This is a genomic window from Microbacterium sediminicola (assembly GCF_039531125.1).
Lineage (GTDB): Bacteria > Actinomycetota > Actinomycetes > Actinomycetales > Microbacteriaceae > Microbacterium > Microbacterium sediminicola.
Genome location: NZ_BAAAPL010000002.1, coordinates 71,781 through 93,824 on the forward strand (window position 1 = coordinate 71,781; position 22,044 = coordinate 93,824).

Sequence of the window (22,044 nt, forward strand, 5' to 3'; positions counted from 1 at the left end):
GCGGGATCAGTGCGGGAACAGGGGGATCCGACCAAGTGCGAAGAGGCGGTCGTGGTACGCGTCGAGCACGGTCGGCCAGCCATCGCCTTCGGCGAGCAGAGCACCCATCCCGACGATATCGGCGCCCGCTTCTTCCAGAAGAGCCAGCGCGGCGCCCGAGGACGAGCCGGTCGAGATCACGTCATCGACGAACAGCACGCGCTTTCCCTGCACGTCCCCGAGGCGTGCCCGATCAAGCAGGAGCGCCTGGCTGGCCGTGTTCGTGATCGCCTTGACGGGAGCCTCGAGCGCATCACCCAAGTGCACCTTGCGGGTCTTCTGCAGGATCAGGTACTGGTCCAGCCCGAGAGCCCGGGTCACCTCGATCGCGAGCGGGATGCCGAGCGTCGCGGGCGCGACCACGATGTCGGGCTTCGCATCGGTGAAGTGCGCCGCGAGTTCCCGACCTGCCGTCTCGGCGAAGCGGACCCCGTGATCGATGATCATCATCAGCGCGATCGACAAGGTGTCGGAAACGGGGATCACGGGCAGGGTGACCTGCTGGCTCCCGATCTGCGCGACATAGTTCTCGGGTATCTCGGTGCTCATGCCTGCACGCTACGCCCGTTCGATGACGGCCGGATTTCGCAGGACGGAGCACCGACGTGCACGCCCTGTCAGGATGAGGTCATGACCCTATCCACCGGCTCGTCCGACCCCGGCTGGGAAGCGGTCGGCTTCGACCTGGACGGAACCCTGTTCGACCATCGCGGCGCAGCGACGGCGGGGGTCGCGCACCTCGTGCGCAGCCTCGATCGCGACCCTGATCCCGCCCTCACCGAGGCCTGGTTCGCGCTGGAGACGGTGCACTTCGAGGCGTGGACCTCGGGGCGGGTGTCTTTCACCGAACAGCGCCGCGCGCGCGTGCGCGAGTTCTCGGCCCTGCTCGATAGGGACGTCCCGCACGATCCGGCGGATGCCGATGCGCTCTTCGAGCGTTACCTCATCGGGTACCGCCGATCCTGGCGCGCCTACGAAGATGCCGCGCCGCTGCTGCGCGAGCTGCGCGAGGGCGGCGTGCGGGTGGGCATCCTCACGAACGGACCCGAGGCGCAGCAGCGGGAGAAGCTCCGCACCACCGGGCTGGACCACCTGGTCGATGTCGTGTGCACCGCCGAGGGGATCGGATTCAGCAAGCCCGATGCGCGCGCGTTCCACGCCCTCGTGCGCGGACTCGACACGCCGACCGAGCGCATCGCCTTCATCGGTGACCACCCCGAACAGGATGTCGCGGGGGCGCGGGCGGTGGGCATCCGCGCGGGCCTGGTGCGCCGCGACGGCCCGGAATCACGCGGCCTGCGGACGGCTCTAGCCACCGCGGAATGAACGGTGCGGACGAGGAACACGCGCACCGTTCCTGAACGTTTTCGATGCGCCGGAAAAGAATCACAAAAAGATAACGCCGAACACTTCCCCTCCGTTACCTTTCCGTTATAGAGTGCAAGCACGGTAGTTGTTTTGCTGTGGCAGCTACCGGCATGTGATTGCAGGACACTCTTGGTGCAAGGGACAAGGGCCGGTCGGAATTCTTCCGACCGGCCCTTACTCTGTGCCCGACTCGCCGCCCGTGAGACCGCCTGTGCGAGCGATACGCCGCGGAAACACGCGGGGCGTAGCCTGTGCCCAGGAGGTCCCATGTCTTTCCACATCCCCACCATCGACATCACGCCCTACCGCGAGAACGGCACGGACGCCGAACGCGCCGAGGTCGCCCGACAGATCGACGCCTCCTGCCGTTCGGTCGGATTCATGCAGATCGTCGGTCACGGCATCCCCGATGAGATCACGAACGGTCTGACCGAGGCTATGGATGCCTTCTTCGCGATGGACCTCGACGCGAAGAAGGCCTATCGCACGCCCCCGCACATCAATCGCGGCTACAGCCCCCCGAAATCCGAGTCCCTCAGCCTGTCGCTCGGCGTCGAGCAGGCCAGCCGCATGAACGACTTCTTCGAGGCGTTCAACGTCGGCGCCGGTGCGGCGGACTACCCGCACGTGGACGACCTGCCACAGCCCGCCTACGCGGAGAACGTCTGGCCAGAGGTGGACGGTTTCGAGCAGCAGGTGCAGGCGTACTTCGCCGAGGCGGCAAAGGTCGCCCGCACGATGACGCGGATCTTCGCCGACGCCCTCGGAGTCGCTCCCGACTACTTCGCGCCGCGCACCGACCACTCCCTGGATGTGCTGCGGATGAACAACTACGCGCTGCCCTCGGGCACCGACGTGACCCTGGACGGCGACCTGATCGGCATGGGTGAGCACACCGACTACGGCATCGTCACGATCCTGTGGGCAGACCAGGTCAAGGGTCTGCAGGTTCTCGACAACAAGGGAAATTGGCATGACGCAGCGCCCGCCGACGACGCGCTGCTGATCAACCTCGGGGATGTGACCGCGCACCTCACGAACGAGCAATGGATGTCGACGCTGCACCGCGTGAAGCCGCCAGTAATCGATGGCACGATCGAGCGACGCCGGTCGGCGGCGTTCTTCCACGACGGAAACGTCGAGTACGTCATCGAGACTCTCCCGCAGTTCGTCGACGACGAGCACCCGGAGATCTACGAGCCGGTCACTGTCGCCGAGCACATCCAGGCCAAGCTCGGCGGCTCGCGCGCCGGCGTGCGCAACGAGTCGGCCGTCCGTGAAGGGGCGCGTGTCCTCGCGAGCCGCTACTGAGCTATGACGCGGCGGGTGCCGGTCCCGCTCCCCGAATGCGCTGGGCGGTCGCCGCAATAACGCCGAGCAGTGTGAGGAGGACGGTCGCGCCCACCACGATTGCGAACGCGCCCGTCGACCCGGCGACGGCCGCGACCGATCCGGCGAGGGCCGCGCCAACGCCGATACCGAGCACGACCCCGCTTCCCGCGAGGGTCATCAAGGCTCCCGCGCGTCCCGGGCGGGCCAGGGTTCCGGCGACGCTGTAGATCGTCAGCAGCAGCGGACCCTGGAAGACACCCGCCAGAACGGCGACCGGGACCAGCACCCAGACATTGGGGGCGAGCATGATCCCGACAGCACCGACCAGCAGTCCGAGAGCCGAGAGGATCCACCTCGTCCACGGCCCGATCGTCTCGGGGAGTGCGACCATCGCCACCGTCGTGACGGCCGATCCGACGGCCATGACCGAGTACAGAAGCGCGCCCGAAGCCCCGAGGCCCGATGCCTCGGCGAATGCCGTCAGACCGGTCTGCGTCGCGCCGAAGAAGACACCCATGGCCAGCATCCCGGTGAGGATCATGACCATGAGGGCTGTGCGCAGCGCACCCTGCGGACGATCGACACCGTCGTCGGGTTCCGTCTCCTCCTCGTTCTTCGACCGGCGACGCGGTACCAGGGAGGCTGTGCGGTGCAGGGCGAACTGCGTCACGAAGACGGCGATGAGGACCGCCCCCATGACCAGGGCAGCCCAAGGGTTGATCACGACGGCGACGATGCCGACGAGGGCGGGGCCGATGATGTAGACGATCTCGTCGATGACGCCCTCGAACGCGAAGGCGGCCGAGAGGTCATCCCGGCTCATCGCGAGCCAGCGCACCCGCGAGAGCGGACCGACTTGCGGAAGGGTGAGCCCGGCGAGGCCGGCGAAGAGCACCGCGAGGGCATCCGGCGCCTGTCCGATCATGAGCGTGAACGCGAGGATCACCGACACGTTGAGGACGACACCGGTCATGAGGACCTTGCGCTGACCGAACCTGTCGGAGAGCGCTCCCCCGACCGGGGCGCCGATGGCTTCACCGAGCGCTGCCGCCGCGGAGGCGAATCCGCCGACGGCGATGGAGCCGGTGGCGGAGGTGGCCAGGGTCAGGATCGCCAGCGGGACGATCGACAGCGGCAGGCGCCCCAGTGAGGTGGCGAAGAGGTAGCCCCAGCCCGACAGGGCAGGGAGCGCGCGGTACGCGGCGATCGCCGTGCGTCCAGAGGATTCAGAGGACACGAATGTCTCTTTCTGGCGCCTCCCCCGACCCGGACAGCGCGTTATCCCGCAAAAGTGATGTTCGAGGCGATTCTAGCGCCGTATGCGTCAGACACCGCCGCCGCCTCCGCCACCTCCGCCGCCCCCGGCACCGCCGCCGCCGCTGGACCCGCTCGAGGTCGACGCGCTGGCGGTCGTGGTCAGGGACGAGATGCCGGAAGAGAATGCGGCCGCGCTGAATCCCGTGGTTCCGATGTACCAACCGGGCCTGTTGGTCTGGTCGTAGAGCACCGCCAGGCGCTCCGCCCACTCCTTCTCCTGGCCGAACACCACGGCGTACGGCAGCAGCGTCTCGTAGATCTTGAGCATCTGGCGCGGGTTGGCGGGGACGACGCGCTCCCCCGTGTCATCGATCGCCACGCGCTCGGCACCCGTCGGCGACTGCAGCATGCGGATGCGATCGGCCTCGGCCCACGTGATGAACACCTCGAGTCCTCGCAGATGATCACGCGCCTCCGCTCCCGCGGAGGACAGCGGCCGCCGGGACGCGAGCGCGACGATGACGACCACACAGACGGCGGCGAAGAACATTGCCGCGAACGGCACGATCCCGTCCACGTAGGCATTCATCCCGCCGAGCCCGAACAGAATCGTGAGCGCACCGAACACGACCGCACCCGCGATCGGCCAGATACGAACCCTCGCCGACACTGTGCGCCGCATCCCGCGACGGCCCAGTTCTCGGTCGGCATCCTTGAGGAGGCGACGCACGACCGAGGACAGCCGCGAGTTCTGCTTTCCGAACTCGTACTCCTCGCCGATCCGCTGCGCGGGGAACAGTCCCGACAGGAGGATCCTCCCGTCACCGTCGGCCCGGGAAGGATCGACGAGCTTGGCCGTGAGGGTGACGCCGCCGAACTTCCTGCGACGACCCTCGATGATCTGAATGCTCCCCACCACGGCTTGCTCGAGCACTTCGGCAGGCACCGCTTTGGATGACTTGCCCAGCAGCACCGCGCTCTCGAGGGCGTCGATGCGGGCGGGGGGTGCGTACTCAGCGATGATGGTCGGCCGCCCGGGCGCATCGCGCAGGAACCGGGCGCGCACCACGATCGCCGCCACGAGCGCCGCGGTCAGGCCGATGAGCGCCAGGGCCTGCAGCCACCCCCAGGGGGACGCGAAGTAGGACGCATCGAACGCCGCAAAGGTCCCCGCCGAGAATCCGACGGCCATGGTGAGGGTCTGCTGCGCCGCAAGACCGGCCGTCGAGGCGGTGACGGTCGCCCCGCCGTCGTCGTCCTGGATCTGGATGAGGCAGTCGCCGCTGTCGCCCTGGTCGCCCGCGTAGCAGGCCGCCTCCCCCGTGAGCGCCGGGACGAGGTCGGACGGCACGATCAGAGTGGCGGTCACCTCTCCGAAGGGCTGCGACCAGTCCAACCCGTTCACGTTCCAGTAGAACTCGTCGACGTCGGCATCCGGGAAGTAGTGGATGACATTCTCCAGCGTGTACGTGAACACGTAGGTCTGCGCGCCGTGCACATAGTCGTCGGCGCGGGAGGTCATGACATACACTCCGTCGTCGGTGTCGACCTCCGCCGACCGGGCGCTGCCGTCACCGTCGGTGATCGACACCAGGTGAGGATGCAGCGGCGCCCCCAGGTACGAGTCGGGGATGATCCGTCGCATCCCGCGGTTCTGGTCGTCCTCGGGGAACAGCGCGACGAAGGTCTCCACGACGGTGAGTGTGCTCACCCCGTCGTCGGTGCGCCCCAGCGTGTACTGGACGTCAAGACTCTCGAAGGTGAAGTCGTCGACGTCGGCTCGTGCGGTGCCTGCGCCGAGCACGACGAGGGCCCCCACTGCCACGAAAACCGCGAGCACGGCCCCCACCAGACGAAACTTCACCGTGAGCGCACGCATGGCACCAGCCTAGAACTTCGGCGTGGCCCTACCCTGGGGAGCATGACGAACCGCCGGTTGGCCATTGATGCCTGGGAAAGCCTGTTCCGCGCGCAGCACGAGGTCTTCACCGAGGTCAGCGCCGACTTCGAGGACGCCGGCCTCGCCCAGTCCGAATACGACGTGCTGCTGACCGTCACCCGCGCGCCCGGCATGTCGGCGCGCTTGAAGGACGTCACCGCGAACATGCTCATCAGCCAGCCCAGCGTGTCGCGGCTGGTGGACCGGATGGTCGCGGCGGGGCTCCTCACGAAGTGCTCCGACCCGCTGGACGGGCGCGGCGCCGTCGTCAGCGCCACCGAGGAAGGTGCAGCAAAGTTCCGCAAGCTCGCGTCGGCCCACGGCCGCTCGATCGCCGAGCGGATGTCGACGCTGAGCGATGAGGAGCTCGAGAGCCTGAGGGACCTCACCGCGAAGCTCCGCGGCCCCCGCGTCGAGGAGTGCTGAGGGGTACCACACAACGACCGTGCGCGTGGCGCGGTCGTCGCGGACAAACGAAGAAGCCCCGGCGTGACGCCGAGGCTTCTTGTGCACTGTCTCAACACAGTGTGCGCCTCGAGGGACTCGAACCCCCAACCTTCTGATCCGTAGTCAGATGCTCTATCCATTGAGCTAGAGGCGCGTGACCCATTCGCTCAAGCGAGCGGGCCAGCGACCAGAATACATGACGCCGTTTCCGAGGGCGAATCGACGCCCGAACGCGCGCGCGTCAGTGCTGATGCGACGCGCGTCGCTGATGTGCGGCGAGTCTGGGCAGGTCGATCAGGCGAATCGACTGCATCCGCGCAAAGCGCATCAGCTCGTAGTCGGGGTCGTTCTCGGGGCGCATTCCCTCGACGATCAGCCGCTGATCGAGGTTGGCGGCCACATCGCCCCAGGCGGCGTCTCGCGCGTCCTCGATGAGTGCCGCGAGCGCATCATCGTCTTCCGCCCGTTGGCGCAGCTCCTTCGCGACGCCACGATACTGTCGCGCGCGGCGACGGAGGTTGCCGGTGTCGCGTCCGCGGTAGTCGTGGGTTCCACCGGGGTCGGACTGCCGCCCGAACGCCCGGCGCCAGTCATGCTTGGCTCTTTCGGCCGCGACATCCTGCTCCACGGCGAGGGCTTCGAGCGTCTCTCTCGCGAAGGGTTTGAGTGCTTCGGTCGAGAACGGGGTGTCGTTGGAGATGGCGTCGACGAGGATGTGGTTACGCACGACGAGCCGCGCTGCGGCCGTCGCGATGATCAGCCCTTCGGCGATCGCATCCGCGGTCTTGCCCATCGAATCTCCTCGCAACGAGGGTACCCGGACAAGACCGCGGAGCGAGAGCCGAAGGTCCTCGAAGGGTCAGACCTTGACGTACTTCGAGCTTCCGTAGCCGATGATGAAGTAGCCGACGACCGAGAACAGCCACAGCAGGAAGAACGAGAACGCCCCGCCGTGGCCGAAATTCCTACCGACCTTGATCGCCACCACGATCGACAGCACGAAGTTGGCGATCGGCACGAAGTAGAGAAGTCCCCACCACGCCGACATCCCGCCGACCTTGACCAGGACGAACATGTTCACGATCGGGATGATCGCGAGCACGCCGGGATAGCCCGCCTTCGAGAACACGCGCCACAGCGCGATGACGACGATGACGTAGAAGATCAGCGCGAAGATCGTGCCGGTCCACGCCGAGGTGATCGCCGCGGTATCGGTGATGGATGCCAGCACCATGATCAGGCCTCAACCTTGCTGTAAGTGTCGCTCGAGAAGCCGATGATGCAGAAGCCGATGATGGAGAACAGCCACAGCAGGAAGATCGAGAACGCGGCGCCGTGGCCGAAGTTCCTACCGACCTTCAGCGCGACGATGATCACCAGGACGATGTTGGCGATCGGCACGAAGTAGAGAAGGCCCCACCACGCCGACATCCCGCCGACCTTGACCAGGACGAACATGTTCACGATCGGGATGATCGCGAGCCAGCCGGGGTAGCCGGCCTTGGAGAAGACGCGCCACAGCGCGACGACGTACAGGACGTAGACGGCAAGGCTGAGGAGGATGAACGGTGTCATGTCGACGTTGACGTCGACGCTGGTCGTTGTGATCTCTGCGAATGCAAGCATGCGCTCACCCTAGGGGAGATTCGGCTCCGCTTCCAGCAAACTCTCAGGAAAGGGCGAACAGCGTCCAGGACGCCTCGACCGATCCGCCCGACTCGAGGCTGAGAAGCCCCGGGTCCCAGTCATACGCCGCGTCGTTGAACGCGTCGGGGGCGCAGGTCATCGGCTCGATGGCCAGGCCGATCCGATTCAGCGGGTTCGCCGCGCCGCCCGGAACGTCGCCGGTGTAGGCCTGCACCCACGGGCACTCGGCACCCCAGCGCAGTCCCGCCCCGACACCGGTCGCGTCTGTGACCGTGGCGGTCGCCTGACTATCGGCGCCGACGAGGAGCCCCGTGTACGCGTGATCGAGCTGGGTGTCTCCGACGGTTCTCGGCGCGCGGAAGTCGAATCGCGCGGCATCCACCTCGACGCTTTCCAGGGACGTCGGCACGAGCCGGTCGTCAGTCGTGAGGAGCACGCGCGAGGCCGGCAGGTGCAGCACCCAGTCCTCGAGCGCCCCGGGCGCGACGAGGTACGGGTGCGGTCCGGTGCCGAAGGGAACCACGGACGCACTCATGTTCATCGCCCGCAGGCGCTGGGTCAGTCCGCCCGCACCGAGGCGGTACTCCGTGTCGAGTGCCACGCGCCACGGATACCCCTCCTGCGGCTCGATCACGAACCGCAGGGTGACGTGGGCGGCATCGGCCGAGACCGCTCCCCAGTGCTGCCAGCCCGCCAGGCCGTGGAGCGCGTGACGACGCTCGGGCTCGGTGAGCGAGAGCTGGTGCTCCTCGCCGGCGAACACGTACCGCCCGTCGACGACGCGGTTCGGCCACGGTGCGAGGGTCGCTCCCCGGAAGCCGGGACGCACTTCGTCGGCGTCGAAGGGCAGGATGAGATCGCGCCCCTCGAAGCTCAGCGAGCGCAGCGTCGCCCCCACGCTCGCGACCACGGCCCGGTAGCCGCCGGCCACGAGCTCATGCTGGATGCCGGACGCTGCGCGCTCACTCACGGCATCAACCCTCGCACGCGGTCGCCCCGCTTCGCGCAGGCGCGGCCGTCACAGCCCCTGGGCGAGGCGGTAGTACGCCTGGTTCCAGCGCAGTTCCTTCTGGAAGTCGCGCACCGTTGTGTGCTCGTCGATGACGACCAGCTCGGTGCCGCTCATCTCGGCGAAGTCGCGGAAGGCCTCCAGCCCCACCTGGGTGGTCATCACGGTGTGGTGGGCGGCGCCCGCCGTGAGCCAGCAGGCAGCGGAGGTCGCGAAATCGGGCGCCGGCTTCCAGACCGCGCGCCCCACCGGGAGCTTCGGAAGGTCCGGGGCGGCGACGTTTTCGACGACGTTCGCCACCAGGCGGAAGCGGTCACGCATGTCGCTCATCGCGACCACGAGGGCGGGTCCGGGGTCGGCGGTGAAGACCAGGCGCACCGGGTCGTCCTTGCCACCGATGCCGAGTGGGTGGATCTCGAGGCTGGCGCGCCCGGTCGACAGCGTCGGTGCGACCTCGAGCATGTGGGCGCCGAGGATCTTCTCGTCGCCGGGGATGAGGTCGTAGGTGTAGTCCTCCATGAGGCTCGCACCTCCGGGGAGCCCCTCCCCCATGACGGCGGCGACGTGCACGAGGATGGCGGTCTTCCAGTCCCCCTCGGCACCGAACCCGTACCCCTCGGCCATAAGGCGCTGCACCGCGAGACCCGGCAGCTGCGTCAAGTCGCCGAGATCCTCGAAGCTCGTCGTGAACGCGCCGAATCCGCCCGCCTCGAGGAACGATCGAAGCCCCACCTCGATCGCGGCTCCGTCCCGCAGCGACTGGTGACGCTCCCCGCCGGGCAGCAGCTCGGGCTGGATGTCGTACAAGCGCTCGTACTCCGCGACCAGTGCGTCGACCTGCTCGTCGCTGGCGGCGGCCACGGCCTCAGCCAGCTCATTGACGCCCCAGGTATTGACCTGAACGCCGAAGCGGATCTCGGCCTCGGTCTTGTCGCCCTCGGTGACGGCCACGTAGCGCATGTTGTCGCCGAAGCGGGCGAGCTTGAGTGAGCGGATGGCCGCAAGGCCTGCGGCCGCACGCTCCCAGGTCTCGATCTGCGCGAGCACCTCGGGGCTGGAGACGTGCCCGACGACGGTCTTGCGCGGCACGCCCATGCGCGTCTGGATGTAGCCGAACTCACGGTCGCCGTGGGCGGCCTGATTCAGGTTCATGAAGTCGAAGTCGATGTCCGCCCACGGCAGCTCGACGTTTGCCTGCGTGTGCAGATGGAGAAGAGGTTTCTGGAGCGCATCCAGCCCGGTGATCCACATCTTGGCAGGGCTGAAGGTGTGCATCCAGGCGATCACGCCGATGACCTCGTCGCGCGCGTTCACGTCGAGGGCCAGGCGACGGATGCTGTCGGCATCCTTCAGAACCGGCTTCCACACGACCCTGATCGGCAGGGAGTCCAGGCCCGCGACGACAGCCTGAGATTGCTCGGCGACTTGGCGCAGCGTCTCTTCGCCATAGAGGTTCTGACTACCGGTGACGAACCAGACTTCACGGCTGGCGAAGGTGTTGAGGTGTGACATGGGTGGGTCCTTCTTGAGTGGGTGACGAGTTCAGAGGGCCGCGGTGTCAGAGAACTGCGGCGGCGCGCTCGGCGCCGAGGCCGGCGCGGTAGCGGTCCAGATAGGCAGCGAAGCCGGCGACATCGGCCGGCTCGGGGTCGGCCGTGACCATCTCGGCGTCAGCGAACACGGTGGCGCTGAGATAGGTGTCCAGCGCCGCCGTCAGACCGGCCCGGCGTGCGGCGGCGTAGGAGGCGAGCACCGCGATCCCCCAGGCACCGCCCTCGGAGGCGTTCTGGTCGACCGTGACGGGCGCGTCCAGCGCGGCAGCGAGGAAGCGCTGGGCGACACCGGCGGTACGGAAGACCCCGCCATGGGCGTACATGCGGTCGAGGTCCACGTTCTCAGCGGCGAGAACCTCCATGCCCATCGCGAGAGTCGCGAACACGCCGTATACCTGTGCGCGCATGAGGTTCGCGAGGCTCAACGTGCTGTCGGGGGTGCGGATGACGAGCGGGCGCCCCTCGTCGATCCCTGCGATCGGCTCTCCCGACAGGTGGTTGTAGGCGAGGATGCCGCCCGCGTCGGGCGCGCCCTTGAGGGCTGCGCGCAGCAGGATCTCGAACACCTCGTCACCGCTGAGGGTCCGGCCGGCACCGGCGCAGAACTGCCCGAACACCGACGCCCAGGCCCCGAGCTCGGAGGCCCCGTTGTTGCAGTGGACCATCGCCACCGGATCGCCGGCCGGAGTGGTGACGATGTCGAGTTCGTCGTGCGCCGCAGCAAGGGGCTGCTCGAGCACGACCATGGCGAAGATGCTCGTGCCGGCGCTGACGTTTCCGGTGCGGGGTGCGACGGCGTTGGTGGCGACCATGCCGGTGCCGGCATCTCCTTCGGGCGGGCAGGCGAGCGCCCCCGGTGCGAGGGTGCCCGTGGGGTCTAGCCATGCAGCGCCGGAGGCGGTGAGCGAGCCGGCCTCGGCGCCCGCGGGCAGCGACCGGGGCAGCAGCGTCGACAACGGCGCGGGTGCCGACCCGGCTGCGAGCATGTCGAAGCGAGCGACGAGTTCGGCGTCGAAATCACAGGTCGCAGGATCGATCGGGAACATCCCCGACGCGTCACCGACGCCGAGGACGCGCTCGCCGGTCAGACGCCAGTGCACGTACCCGGCGAGGGTTGTCAGCGACGCGATCTGCGCAACGTGCGGTTCGGCATCCCGCATCGCCTGCCGGTAGTGGGCGATCGACCAGCGCAGCGGGATGTTCACCCCGAGCAGCGCGCTCAGCTCTTCGGCGGCGGGCCCCGTGGACGTGTTGCGCCACGTGCGGAACGGCACGAGAAGCTCGTCGGCCGCGTCGAAGGCCAAGTAGCCGTGCATCATGGCCGAGACACCGATGGATGCCAGAGTGGCGAGCGGCACGCCGTACTGGCGCTCGACCTCTGCGGAAAGGTCGGCGAATGCCGCCTGCATTCCTGCTTCGACGTCATCGAGGGAGTAGGTCCAGACCGAGTCGACGAGTTGGTTCTCCCACGCGTGACTGCCCACGGCGAGGACCTCGGCGGCCTCGCCCGCGACCAGGCATGCCTTGATCCGCGTCGATCCCAGCTCGATGCCAAGGCTCGCCCTCCCTGACGTGATCGCGTCGCGCGCGGCGTCCAGCGCGGTCACCGAGCGTCCTCGGCATCGTCGCGGCGATCGTCGCTCGACTGGCCGTACACGTTCTGATAACGGTTGTAGAGGGCGTCGATCTTGTCCTGCGGGATGGGGATGAGCGGCCCCGCCTCCCGGGCGATGTGGACGGAGCGGGCGGCGTCCTCACACATGACGGCGGCCTTCACGGCATCCTTCGCGCTGACGCCGATGGTGAAGGGCCCGTGGTTCTGCATCAGGACAGCCCGCGAGCGGTGCCCCGACAGGGTCTCGACGATGCCGCGACCGATCGAGTCGTCCCCGATGATCGCAAACGGGCCGACCGGGATGGGGCCGCCGAATTCATCCGCCATGCCGGTGATGACACAGGGGATCTCCTCGCCGCGCGCCGCCCAGGCGACCGCGTAGGTCGAGTGGGTGTGCACGACACCGCCGACCTCGGGCATATTGCGGTAGACGTAGGCATGTGCCGCGGTGTCACTCGACGGCGACCGGTCACTTCCAGGACTGCCCGGAACGACGGTGCCGTCGAGGTCACACAGGATCATGTTCTCGGGCGCGAGATCGTCGTACGAGACGCCGGAGGGCTTGATCACGAACAGATCGGCGCCGGGCACGCGACCTGAGACGTTCCCTCCGGTCCACACGACCAAGCCGTAGCGGACGAGTTCAGAATGCAGGCGCGCCACATCGGCGCGCACCAGGGCGATCGCCTCTTCGAGATCGGTCATGGCGCCGATGTTACCGGTAACACTTGTCCAGCGCTAGCCCTACGAGCCGATGCCCGTTGGTCTTCGGGCATCGGCTCGTAGTGATCAGAACAACGTGTAACCGCCGTCGACGACGAGAATGGTTCCTGACATGAAACTCGCCGCGTCCGACGCGAGGAACACGACGGACGGACTCACCTCGTCGGGCGTGGCATAGCGCTGCTGAGCGGAGTCCTCGATCCAATGTCGGCGATACTGCGGCTCATCGACCGGGGACATGTCCGTCTTGATGTAGCCGGGAGCCACGGCGTTCACGCGTACGCCTGACGGCGCCCATTCCGCGGCGAGCGACTTCGTGAGCTGATGGACCGCAGCCTTTGACGCGTTGTACGCGGGCTGCATCTGCGGTCGATTGACGATCATCCCCGAGATGGATCCGACGTTGACGATACTTCCCGACCGCCGTTGAACCATGTGCCGACCGACCTCCTGGGACATGTGCCACAGGGCTGTGAGGTTGGTGTCGATGACGAAATCCCATTCGGCATCGGGGATATCGAGAGCAGGTCGGTGGATGCACGCACCGGCGTTGTTGACGAGAACGTCAATTCGGCCGGCGGAGGAGATCGCACGGTCGACGACGTCGACGACGGCCGCACGGTCGGTGAGGTCGCCGAGCACCACATACGCCTTCCGCCCGAGCGCTTCGATCTCCGCGCGAACCTCATCCGCGAGGGCCGCATCCCGCCCGTGTACGACGACATCAGCGCCGGCCTCGGCGATGGCCCGGGCGAACGCGCGGCCGAGCCCGCGGGTCGCCCCGGTGACCAGAGCCGTCCTGCCGGCGAGCGAGTACGTGTCAAGAACTGACATGGAAATCTCCTTAGCGAAATATCGGAATGTTGTTGTCGAATGACGTGGAAGGCGAAGCTACGGGGCGGCTACGAGCAGGTCAGCGAGGGAGGCGCCCCGGTTGATCACCTCGGCGTTGCGAGCGTCGACCTGGCGTACCCACGCGGTCGCCTCGGCGAGCGTTCGTCCGTGCCGGCGGTGTCGCGCGACCAGCCGCTCTTCGCGAACGGCGTCCGGAAGGGTGAGGTACCAGACCTCGTCCAGGAGCGGCCTCACGCCGCCCCAGCCACCGTCCGGGCAGAGCAGATAGTTGCCTTCGGTGACGATCAGGTCCGCCGATCCGCTCAGCGGCAGTGCCCCGGCAATCGCCGCGTCGAGGTCTCTGTCGAAGCGAGGAGCGATCACATCGTGTCCGCTCCGCAAGCGAGCCAGCATGGCGACGTACCCTTCGACGTCGAAGGTGTCGGGCGCTCCCTTGCGATCGCGAGCACCCAGGTCGTCGAGATACTCGTTCGCCAGATGGAATCCGTCCATCTGGAGGAGCGGCCGGCCCAGCGCGGCAGCGAACGTGGACTTCCCGACGCCCGGCGGCCCCACGACACCCAACAAGAACGGTCGCCCGCTGACCCGCTCTGACAGGGTGTCGACGCGCGCGATCGCGTCCTCATGGGTGATGCACATCATCGTGGGCCTGCGCGACGGGCGGGATGCAGGAAGTACCGCACCCCGCCCGGATGATCGCGCGTCTTACTCGGCGATCAGTCCCGCATCGATGTACAGCTGCACATACTCGGCAGCGTTGTCGATCGTGATCACCGGGTTTCCGATGTCGACATTCACCTCGTCAGTCTCGCCCGTCAGCAGGGAGTGCACGGCCTCCATGTTCAGCTGGGCAAGTTCCTGCGCATTCTGCAGCGAGGTCGCCGTCATGACGCCGTCCTGGATCAGCAGAGTCGCCTCGGGAGTTCCGTCGACGCCGTAGGCGAGTACGCCCTCGCCGGGCACCGCCTCGAGCGCACCGGCCGCCATGTTGTCGTTCATCGAGATGATGGCGTCGATGTCGGGGTTGGCCAACGACCAGTCCTCCATCAGCGTCAGCGCCTCGTCCTTGTTCCAGTTGGCGATGTCTTCGGCCACGATGGTGACGTCGGGACGCTCGTCGAAGAAGACCTCCTGCCACGCGGTACGGCGGGCGGTGGAGTGGAAGTTGCCGGCGGGGCCGTCGAGCACGACGACGTTCGCCCCCTCAGGGATCTCCTCGAGTGCCAGTTCGGCAACGACGGCGCCCTGCTCGTAGGGATCCGCGTCGACCGAGTTTCCACCGGTCAGGCCCTCTACGCGGGGGTTGGTGGTGATGACCACGATCCCGGCATCGATCGCCTGCTGAATGTAGGGCAGCTGCGCATCGGCGTTGTTTGCCTGAACGATGATGGCGTCGAATCGGTTCGCGATGGCGTTCTCGATCATGCTGTTCTCGATCTCGTCGTCGGCTTGACCGTCGAAGACCTCGAGCGTGATGTCGTCGTAGTTGTCCGCCTCGGCACGCATCTCATTCGCGAGCCATGCGGCGAAGGAGTCCGCCTGTGCGCGTGCGATGTAGGCAACGCGGTACTCATCCTTGTCCTCGCTCGAGCCTGCGTCACCTCCCGTCGGGTTGCCGGTCGTGACGGCGCAGCCGACAAGGCTGACGGCTGCGGCGGCGGCGACGCCGAACGCGAGCATCTTTCGAGAAAGAGTCTTCATTGTGCTCTCCTTAGTGGTTGGTCGAATGCAATTGCGGTGTCATGAGTGCAGGGGTTCACTGTTCCGGGCCCGCACCTCCCCGGGGTATCGCGGATGCGGGTTGTGGTGCACCCGCAGGCGTTTCGGGCCCGGCTTTCGTGGAACCGGACTTGAGGATCGTGGTCTTCGCCTTGCCGCGCTTGCTGAAGACGTCGTAGGCGACCGCGACGACGATGATGGCGCCCATCACGATGTCCTGGATGTAGGACCCGATGCCGATGAGGTTCATGATGTTGCCGAGGACACCGACGATGAGCGCGCCGGCGAGGGTTCCGATGACGGTTCCGATTCCGCCCGAGAAGCTCGTGCCACCGATGATCGGCGCGGTGATGGCCTGGAGCTCGTAGCCGATACCGGCGTTGGGAAGACCCGCGTTCACGCGCGACATGAAGATCGCACCGGCGATACCCACGAGGGCACCGTTGACCATGAAGGCCTGGTACTTGACCCGCTCGACCGGGATACCCGCGGCGCGCGCGGCCTCTTCGTTTCCACCGACCGCGTAGACCGAACGGCCGTAGCGTGTCTGGTTCATGAGGTACCAGATGACGATCGTGATCGCGGCGAGAATCAGCACCGGAATCGGCAGCAGACCGAGGTTCCCCTGTCCCAGCAGAACGAAGTCGCCGAGCTGCAGGACGTTCTGTCCCTGCGTGAGCTCGAGCACCGCGCCGCGCGCCATGAGCATCATGCCGAGGGTCACGATGAACGCGGGAGTGTGCAGCGTCGCGACCATGAAGGCGTTGATCAGGTTGCAGATCAGACCGATCGCAACTGCGGCCAACACCGCGATGACCATATTGTCGGTCGCTTTGTATACGAGCACGGAAACGACCCCGGCGAATGCCATGACGGCACCGGCGGACAGATCGATCATTCCGCCGATGATCAGTGTCATCGCGCCGTAGGCGAGGATCGTGATCACCGCGACCTGGCGCAGGACGTTGAAGATGTTGTCCGAATTCAGGAAGTTCGGGCTCAGGACCGAGGCGATGATCACCACCAGCGCGAGAATGATGTAGATCGAGAACCTGCTCACTTCGATCGATTTCAGCTTGGTCAGCGCGGACATCAGGACACCTCGGATTCGTTCATGGCGTACGTGAGAATGGTTTCCTGCGAGAACTGGTCGCGAGTCAGTTCCGCAGTGAGGTGACCGGCCGACATCACGTAGATCCGGTCGCACATCCCGATGAGTTCGGGAAGCTCGGAGGAGATCATGAGGATGCCGCGCCCCTGGCGGGCAAGCTCCGTCATGATCTTGTAGATCTCGAACTTGGCACCGACATCGATTCCTCGCGTCGGCTCGTCGAGCAGCATCACCTTCGGGTTCGAGATCAGCCAGCGCGCCAAGAGGACCTTCTGCTGGTTTCCGCCCGAGAGGTTGGCGATCTTCGTCTGGATGCTGGGTGCCTTCACGTTCATCTTCGCGAAGTACTCCGTGACCAAACGTTCCTCTTCGCGCTTGCGGGTGAACCCGCCACGGATGATGCGCCCGAGGCTCGCGAGGGTGGCGTTCTTCATGATGCTCAGCTGAGGAACGATGCCGACCAGGCGACGGTCCTCCGAGAGCATGGCGACGCCGACCTTGATGGCCTCCGTCGGGTTCTTGATCTTGACCGTCTGGGTGTCGACCTCGATCTCGCCCTTGTCCAGCTTGTCCAGCCCGAAGATGGCCCGGATGACCTCGCTGCGACCCGCACCGATCAGCCCCGCCAGGCCGACGATCTCACCGGCCTTGATCTCGAGGTTGATGTTCTCGAACATGTTCTCGGCCGACAGCCCGGTCGCCTTGAACACCGTCTCCCCGATCTCCACGACCTCCTTGGGATACGACTGGTGGTCGAGATCACGGCCGACCATCTCGGCGATCACCTGCGCGGGGGTGATCGCGTCAGCCGCCTGCGTGCTGACGACCGTGCCGTCGCGCAGCACACTGATGTCGTCGGCGAGCTCGAAAACCTCGTCCATCTTGTGCGAGATGTAGATGATCGCCTTGCCCTGTTCGCGCAGCGAGCGGATCTTCCGGAAGAGCGACTCGACCTCTTTGTGCGCGATGGCCGAGGTCGGCTCATCCATGATCAGCACGTCGGCGCTGTGGTAGACGGCACGAACGATCTCGAGGGTCTGGATCTCGGAGACCGTGAGCGTGCCCAGGCGTCGGTTGATCGAGAAGTCGAGGCCCTCTTCCTTCAGCAGTCGGCGGGCTTCCTTCTTGATGAAACGCCAGTCGATCTTGCCGAACTTCATCGGCAACCGTCCCACGAAGAAGCTCTCGGCGATCGTCATATCGGGGACATAGTTGAGCTCCTGCGCGATCATCGCGATGCCCTGGGCGCGCGCCTCGATCGGGTTCTTGATGCGCACTTCGCGCCCCGAGAGCGAGATCGAACCCGTGTCGGGTTGGTAGATCCCGTTGATGATCTTCATCAGAGTCGACTTGCCGGCGCCGTTCTCGCCGCACAGCGCGTGCACGGTTCCGGGACGCACGTCAAACGACACATCGTCGAGGGCCTTGACGCCGGGGAAGGACTTGGAGATTCCGCGAACGGACAGCAACGCGTCCGTCATGCGGCACCTCCAACGGCCGGGACGGCGACCGAGCGGACGCCGGGCAGGACGATGCGCTTGAGCGAGTCAATGGCACCGTCTCCTGAGAGCGCCTCTTCGACCTGCTCGATGCCGTAGAGATGGGTGACGAGCGAGTCGAGCTCGACCTGCCCGCTCTCGAGGAGGGCGCGGCCGATCGGCCAGGTTCCCGTATAGCGGAAGGTTCCCGTGACGTTGAGCTCACGCATCGCGACCTCGGGCACCGAAAGGGGGATCTCCTCGGCGCTGCCGACGAGAACGACGGTGCCACCCGATCGGGTCGACCGGATGCCGTTCACGATCGCCGGCGTCGCGCCGGACGCATCGATGAAGACGTGCGCGTCCAGATCGGCCGTGGACTCGGCGGCGGGATCGACAGTCCGTAGACCGTAGGTGGCGGCCAACTCGCGGCGGGCCGGGTTGATGTCGGCGATGACCACGTCGACCGCGCCGAACGCGCGCGCCACCTGTCCGGCGATGATGCCGATGGGGCCGCCGCCGGCGATCAGCACCGTATCACCGACCTTCACGCCGCCCTTTTGCGCGGCTGCGATCCCGACAGACAGCGGCTCGATGAGCGCCGCCGCGTGATCGCTGATGCTGTCGGGGATATCGTACGCGAAGTCGTCCTGGATCAACACGTATTCGGCGAAGGCGCCATCGATCGGCGGAGTCGCATAGAACTCCATCTGCGGACAGAGGTTGTACGCCCCCGATCGGCAGAAGTCGCACGTGCGGCAGGGACGCTGCGGCTCGATGGCCACGCGCTGCCCGATCCGAGCGGGATCGACATCGGCACCGACAGCGACGATCGTCCCGCTGGCTTCGTGGCCGAGGATCAGCGGCGACTCCACGATGTACGGACCGATCCGACCGTGTTCGTAGTAGTGCACGTCGGAGCCACACACGCCGACGCTGGCGACGCGGATCAACACCTGATCGCGGTCGGGCACGGGGACGGGGCGTTCCTCGAGCACGAGGTCCTTCACACCGCGAAGCACGCTCACGGTCATTGTCGAAGGCGTCTCGCTCATCGTCATTTCCTCTCTCTGTTCACTCGCACCGGCGCGGGGCGGCGGCACATCAGGCGGAGACCGTCATCGCGTTCGCGATCGTCTCGAAATCTGCGGCGGCGGCGCCGGTCAAGGCGTCGTCGAAGAGTTGCTCGGCCAGATCGGTCGAGATGGTCAGGTCGTCGGCTCCGACCGCCGCTAGTTGGGCGATCTGATCGACGCTGCGGATGCTCGCGGCGAGGATCCGCACATCTGAGTGGGCGGACATGCGCGCCATCTGCGCGACAAGGTCGAGACCGTCACGTCCGTGCTCGCTCGCACGTCCGACGTAGGGGGCGATTTCGTGGGCGCCCGCGGCGTGAGACAAGAGCATTTGAGACGGGTGATAGACACCGGTGATGAGCACCTCGCGGCCTTCCGCGGCGAGTTCCCGCGCCACAGTGAACCCTTCGCGATTCGCCATCAGCTTGATGACGATGTCGGCTCCGAGCGCGGCGACCGCGGCGGCGTTCTCACGCACGTGCGAAAGAGTCGCTCCTGTGGCCTGCGCGTAGAACCGGGTGCATCCCTGGGACACGAGCCAGGCGTGCAGCTCGGGAAGATCCGCCGATGTGAGACCCGCCCGCGACAGGATCAGCGGGTTCGTCGTCACTCCCGCGAAGAGCCCGGTCCGAAGCAGAGGGGCGAGTCGCTCGCGGTCAGCGCTGTCGATGTAGAGCATGTCCTCGGCCTCTCTCAGTAGCTCGTGCCGTCGGCCTGGAGCTCGGCGAGCTGCAGGTAGCGGTCCCAGATGTCATTGCGGTCTGCGCGCGGCGCGGTCGTGGAGACGACCTCGGGCTGCCACAGCTCCGTCATGTGCGCGACGGTGTCACCGCGAGCGACCGCGGCGGCTTGGATCGCAGCGCCGCGAGCAGTGCCCTCAGGGGCGTCCACGGTGCAGACCTCCCGGCCCGTGAGGTCTGCGATCACCTGTCGGTAGGCCGCCGACCGGGCGCCGCCGCCGAGCAGGATCGTCCGTCCGGTCACCTCAACCCCGTGCGCGGCGAGAAGCCGTTCGCCGCGGACGAGCCCCAACGCCACACCTTCGAAGGCCGCGAGCGCGAGCTGCTCACGGCTGGTGGCGCTCGAGAGACCGGCGAGCATGCCCCGCGCCCACGGCATCCGCGGCGAACGTTCTCCGTCGAAGTACGCCGCCAAGACGGGGCGATCCGCGGTGAGGGGCGCGGCCAGAGCGAGGCGGCCGAGCTCATCGTGGTCGACCGCCAGCAGGCGCGCGACCATGTCGGTGACCTTCGTCGAGTTGAGGGTGCACACCAACGGGAGGTATCCACCGGTCACGTTGGCGACGCCGTCGACGGACCCCGAAGGATCACGGACCGGGTCGGGGCTGGTGGCGATGACCACGCCCGAGGTCCCGAGGCTGTAGGCGATGTCGCCCCGGCGAAGACCGATGCCCTGTGCGGCGAGGTGCTGGTCTCCGCCACCGGCGCTGACGACTCCTCCGGAGGCGATGCCGAGCGCCGCCGCGGCGTCGGTAGTGACGGTTCCGGCGGCGTCGTTCGGACCGAGGACCTCGGGCAACATGCTGTCCCAGTCCCGTGGGTCGATGACGTCGTCGAGGATGTCGGTGCGCCACCGCATGGTGTCGGCGGAGAAGTAGCCGGTGCCCGACGCATCGGAGCGATCGGTGACATGGCGACCGCTCAGCAGACGCGTGAGGTGGTCATGCGGCACGCCGATGCTGCGAATCCGCGCGTAGGCATCCGGTTCGTTCTCGCGCAGCCAAGCGATCTTGGTGATCGTGATCGCGGCGGACGGCGCGATACCGATCTGCTGGACCCACCATTCGGTTCCACAACGCTCGACCATGGCCCGCGCCTGCGCAGCCGAGGTGGTGTCGTTCCAGAGCTTGGCGGGACGGATGACATCTCCGTCCACGTCGGTGACGACGAGACCGTGGCACTGGGCGCCGACGCCCATTCCCACGACTCTGACATCCTGCCCACTCGTCGCCGAGCCGACGGCCGTTATCAGTGCGTGCCACCACGCTCCCGGGTCCTGTTCACTGACGGGAGGATAGGTCGCCGGGTGCGGCGCACGTCCGGTCGCGAGGAGTTCACCCGTCTGGAGGTCGCGCATCTCGACGGTGCATGACTGGGTGGAGCTGTCGACTCCGAGGACCACGTCTCTCATCGCTGGGCCGCCCTCTCGACGACGACCGGCACCGCGAGCGGCTCCGGGTCGGGAGGCAGGTCGGAGAGCTGCCCCACGGCGCCGGCGGGATGGGTGGTCATGAATTCCGACCAGGTGTATCCACGACCGCGCATCAGGACCTCGGCGAGCGCGTCGCCCCAGGCGGACTGCGCCATCGTGATGCCGGTCGCGACGATTCCGCCGAGTTCAGCTTGCGTCGCGACGGTGACGACGACACTCAGATCGGCGATCTGCGCGAGAGGTGTGCCGTGACCGGCCGTCAGGGAGATCACTTTGGCGCCACGCTGTTGTGCGATGCGCGCGGACGAGACGACCTCGTCCGAGGCGCCACCCTTGGAGATCAGTAGGACGAGATCGGAGGACTCGATCGCACCCGACCAGCCGTGGAGGCTGTCCATGGGAGAGAAGGCGATCGAGGGCGTCCCGCTCACCGAGAGGATGTGCGCCATCCGTCGCGCGACGGTCCCCGATGTTCCGGAACCGCCGATGAAGAGCTTGCCGCGGCACGAGAGGATGAGCGATGCCGTGGCGATGAACGTCTCATCGAGCATGTCTGCGACGGCCTGAACGGCACGGGATTCCGCTGCCAGACGCTCCCGCGCGACCGAGAGGATGCCGTCATTGACGCCCACTGCCACTCCCTTGTTGCTTGTTTCCCCGAGCTCTCCATTGAGGCCCGAACCCGCACAGCTGCGCTCATATGA

At 66.9% G+C, this 22,044-nt stretch carries 22 protein-coding genes and 1 tRNA gene; 3 read left to right on the forward strand and 20 right to left on the reverse strand.

What is annotated here, in order from left to right:
* Positions 1 to 6: 6 nt before the first annotated feature.
* Positions 7 to 588 carry a phosphoribosyltransferase family protein gene (locus ABD206_RS08850; protein ID WP_344071631.1) on the reverse strand — a complete coding sequence of 194 codons (582 nt, stop codon included), beginning with the start codon at positions 586 to 588 and terminating at the stop codon, positions 7 to 9.
* A gap of 81 nt (positions 589 to 669) precedes the next feature.
* Here ABD206_RS08850 and ABD206_RS08855 point away from each other — a divergent pair, with 81 nt between their 5' ends.
* Both ABD206_RS08855 and ABD206_RS08860 read left to right on the forward strand, forming a co-directional pair.
* Complete coding sequence (locus ABD206_RS08855; protein ID WP_344071633.1) at positions 670 to 1,365, forward strand: HAD family hydrolase; 696 nt, start codon at positions 670 to 672, stop codon at positions 1,363 to 1,365.
* A 309-nt stretch (positions 1,366 to 1,674) separates the two neighbouring features.
* Positions 1,675 to 2,718, forward strand: coding sequence for an isopenicillin N synthase family dioxygenase (locus ABD206_RS08860; protein WP_344071635.1), 1,044 nt, complete (start codon positions 1,675 to 1,677; stop codon positions 2,716 to 2,718).
* A gap of 1 nt (position 2,719) precedes the next feature.
* Here the strand turns inward: ABD206_RS08860 and ABD206_RS08865 are convergent, their stop codons facing one another.
* Positions 2,720 to 3,976, reverse strand: coding sequence for an MFS transporter (locus ABD206_RS08865; protein WP_344071637.1), 1,257 nt, complete (start codon positions 3,974 to 3,976; stop codon positions 2,720 to 2,722).
* A gap of 87 nt (positions 3,977 to 4,063) precedes the next feature.
* Positions 4,064 to 5,875, reverse strand: a complete 1,812-nt coding sequence (locus ABD206_RS08870) for a DUF2207 family protein (RefSeq protein ID WP_344071639.1) — start codon at positions 5,873 to 5,875, stop codon at positions 4,064 to 4,066.
* 42 nt (positions 5,876 to 5,917) lie between these two features.
* Here ABD206_RS08870 and ABD206_RS08875 point away from each other — a divergent pair, with 42 nt between their 5' ends.
* Positions 5,918 to 6,361 carry a MarR family winged helix-turn-helix transcriptional regulator gene (locus ABD206_RS08875; RefSeq protein WP_344071641.1) on the forward strand — a complete coding sequence of 148 codons (444 nt, stop codon included), beginning with the start codon at positions 5,918 to 5,920 and terminating at the stop codon, positions 6,359 to 6,361.
* Positions 6,362 to 6,463: 102 nt separating this feature from the next.
* Here ABD206_RS08875 and ABD206_RS08880 read toward each other — a convergent pair.
* The 17 genes from ABD206_RS08880 to ABD206_RS08960 form a co-directional block, all read right to left on the reverse strand.
* A tRNA-Arg gene (locus tag ABD206_RS08880) sits at positions 6,464 to 6,536 on the reverse strand.
* Positions 6,537 to 6,623: 87 nt separating this feature from the next.
* Positions 6,624 to 7,175, reverse strand: coding sequence for an asparagine synthase (locus ABD206_RS08885; RefSeq protein WP_344071643.1), 552 nt, complete (start codon positions 7,173 to 7,175; stop codon positions 6,624 to 6,626).
* Positions 7,176 to 7,241: 66 nt separating this feature from the next.
* Positions 7,242 to 7,616 (reverse strand): DUF5684 domain-containing protein, encoded by a 375-nt coding sequence (locus ABD206_RS08890; RefSeq protein WP_344071645.1) that lies wholly within the window; start codon positions 7,614 to 7,616, stop codon positions 7,242 to 7,244.
* Between the two features lie 2 nt (positions 7,617 to 7,618).
* Complete coding sequence (locus tag ABD206_RS08895; protein ID WP_344071647.1) at positions 7,619 to 8,008, reverse strand: DUF5684 domain-containing protein; 390 nt, start codon at positions 8,006 to 8,008, stop codon at positions 7,619 to 7,621.
* Positions 8,009 to 8,051: 43 nt separating this feature from the next.
* Entirely contained in the window at positions 8,052 to 8,999 is a 948-nt protein-coding gene (locus ABD206_RS08900; RefSeq protein WP_344071649.1) for an aldose 1-epimerase family protein, read from the reverse strand.
* Between the two features lie 48 nt (positions 9,000 to 9,047).
* A complete protein-coding gene (araA, locus tag ABD206_RS08905; protein WP_344071650.1) occupies positions 9,048 to 10,550 on the reverse strand; it encodes an L-arabinose isomerase in 1,503 nt (500 codons plus the stop codon).
* 46 nt (positions 10,551 to 10,596) lie between these two features.
* Positions 10,597 to 12,198 (reverse strand): xylulokinase, encoded by a 1,602-nt coding sequence (locus ABD206_RS08910; RefSeq protein ID WP_344071651.1) that lies wholly within the window; start codon positions 12,196 to 12,198, stop codon positions 10,597 to 10,599.
* Positions 12,195 to 12,911, reverse strand: coding sequence for an L-ribulose-5-phosphate 4-epimerase (locus ABD206_RS08915; RefSeq protein ID WP_344071653.1), 717 nt, complete (start codon positions 12,909 to 12,911; stop codon positions 12,195 to 12,197). Before ABD206_RS08915 ends, ABD206_RS08910 begins: the two co-directional genes overlap by 4 nt.
* Positions 12,912 to 12,995: 84 nt before the next feature.
* On the reverse strand, positions 12,996 to 13,763 hold the full coding sequence (locus ABD206_RS08920) for an SDR family NAD(P)-dependent oxidoreductase (protein WP_344071655.1): 768 nt from the start codon (positions 13,761 to 13,763) through the stop codon (positions 12,996 to 12,998).
* A gap of 57 nt (positions 13,764 to 13,820) precedes the next feature.
* Positions 13,821 to 14,423 (reverse strand): nucleoside/nucleotide kinase family protein, encoded by a 603-nt coding sequence (locus ABD206_RS08925; protein WP_344071657.1) that lies wholly within the window; start codon positions 14,421 to 14,423, stop codon positions 13,821 to 13,823.
* A 66-nt stretch (positions 14,424 to 14,489) separates the two neighbouring features.
* The gene (locus ABD206_RS08930) at positions 14,490 to 15,485 is read right to left on the reverse strand and encodes a sugar ABC transporter substrate-binding protein (protein ID WP_344071659.1); all 996 of its coding nucleotides are present in this window, start codon (positions 15,483 to 15,485) and stop codon (positions 14,490 to 14,492) included.
* Between the two features lie 55 nt (positions 15,486 to 15,540).
* Complete coding sequence (locus ABD206_RS08935; RefSeq protein WP_344071661.1) at positions 15,541 to 16,596, reverse strand: ABC transporter permease; 1,056 nt, start codon at positions 16,594 to 16,596, stop codon at positions 15,541 to 15,543.
* On the reverse strand, positions 16,596 to 18,095 hold the full coding sequence (locus ABD206_RS08940) for a sugar ABC transporter ATP-binding protein (protein WP_344071664.1): 1,500 nt from the start codon (positions 18,093 to 18,095) through the stop codon (positions 16,596 to 16,598). Before ABD206_RS08940 ends, ABD206_RS08935 begins: the two co-directional genes overlap by 1 nt.
* Entirely contained in the window at positions 18,092 to 19,147 is a 1,056-nt protein-coding gene (locus ABD206_RS08945; RefSeq protein WP_344071666.1) for an NAD(P)-dependent alcohol dehydrogenase, read from the reverse strand. The genes ABD206_RS08940 and ABD206_RS08945 overlap by 4 nt, the downstream gene beginning before the upstream one ends.
* 49 nt (positions 19,148 to 19,196) lie before the next feature.
* Positions 19,197 to 19,847 (reverse strand): transaldolase family protein, encoded by a 651-nt coding sequence (locus tag ABD206_RS08950; protein ID WP_344071668.1) that lies wholly within the window; start codon positions 19,845 to 19,847, stop codon positions 19,197 to 19,199.
* A gap of 14 nt (positions 19,848 to 19,861) precedes the next feature.
* Positions 19,862 to 21,319, reverse strand: a complete 1,458-nt coding sequence (gene xylB / locus ABD206_RS08955) for a xylulokinase (protein WP_344071670.1) — start codon at positions 21,317 to 21,319, stop codon at positions 19,862 to 19,864.
* Positions 21,316 to 21,972, reverse strand: coding sequence for an SIS domain-containing protein (locus ABD206_RS08960; protein ID WP_344071672.1), 657 nt, complete (start codon positions 21,970 to 21,972; stop codon positions 21,316 to 21,318). The genes xylB and ABD206_RS08960 overlap by 4 nt, the downstream gene beginning before the upstream one ends.
* Positions 21,973 to 22,044: the final 72 nt, after the last annotated feature.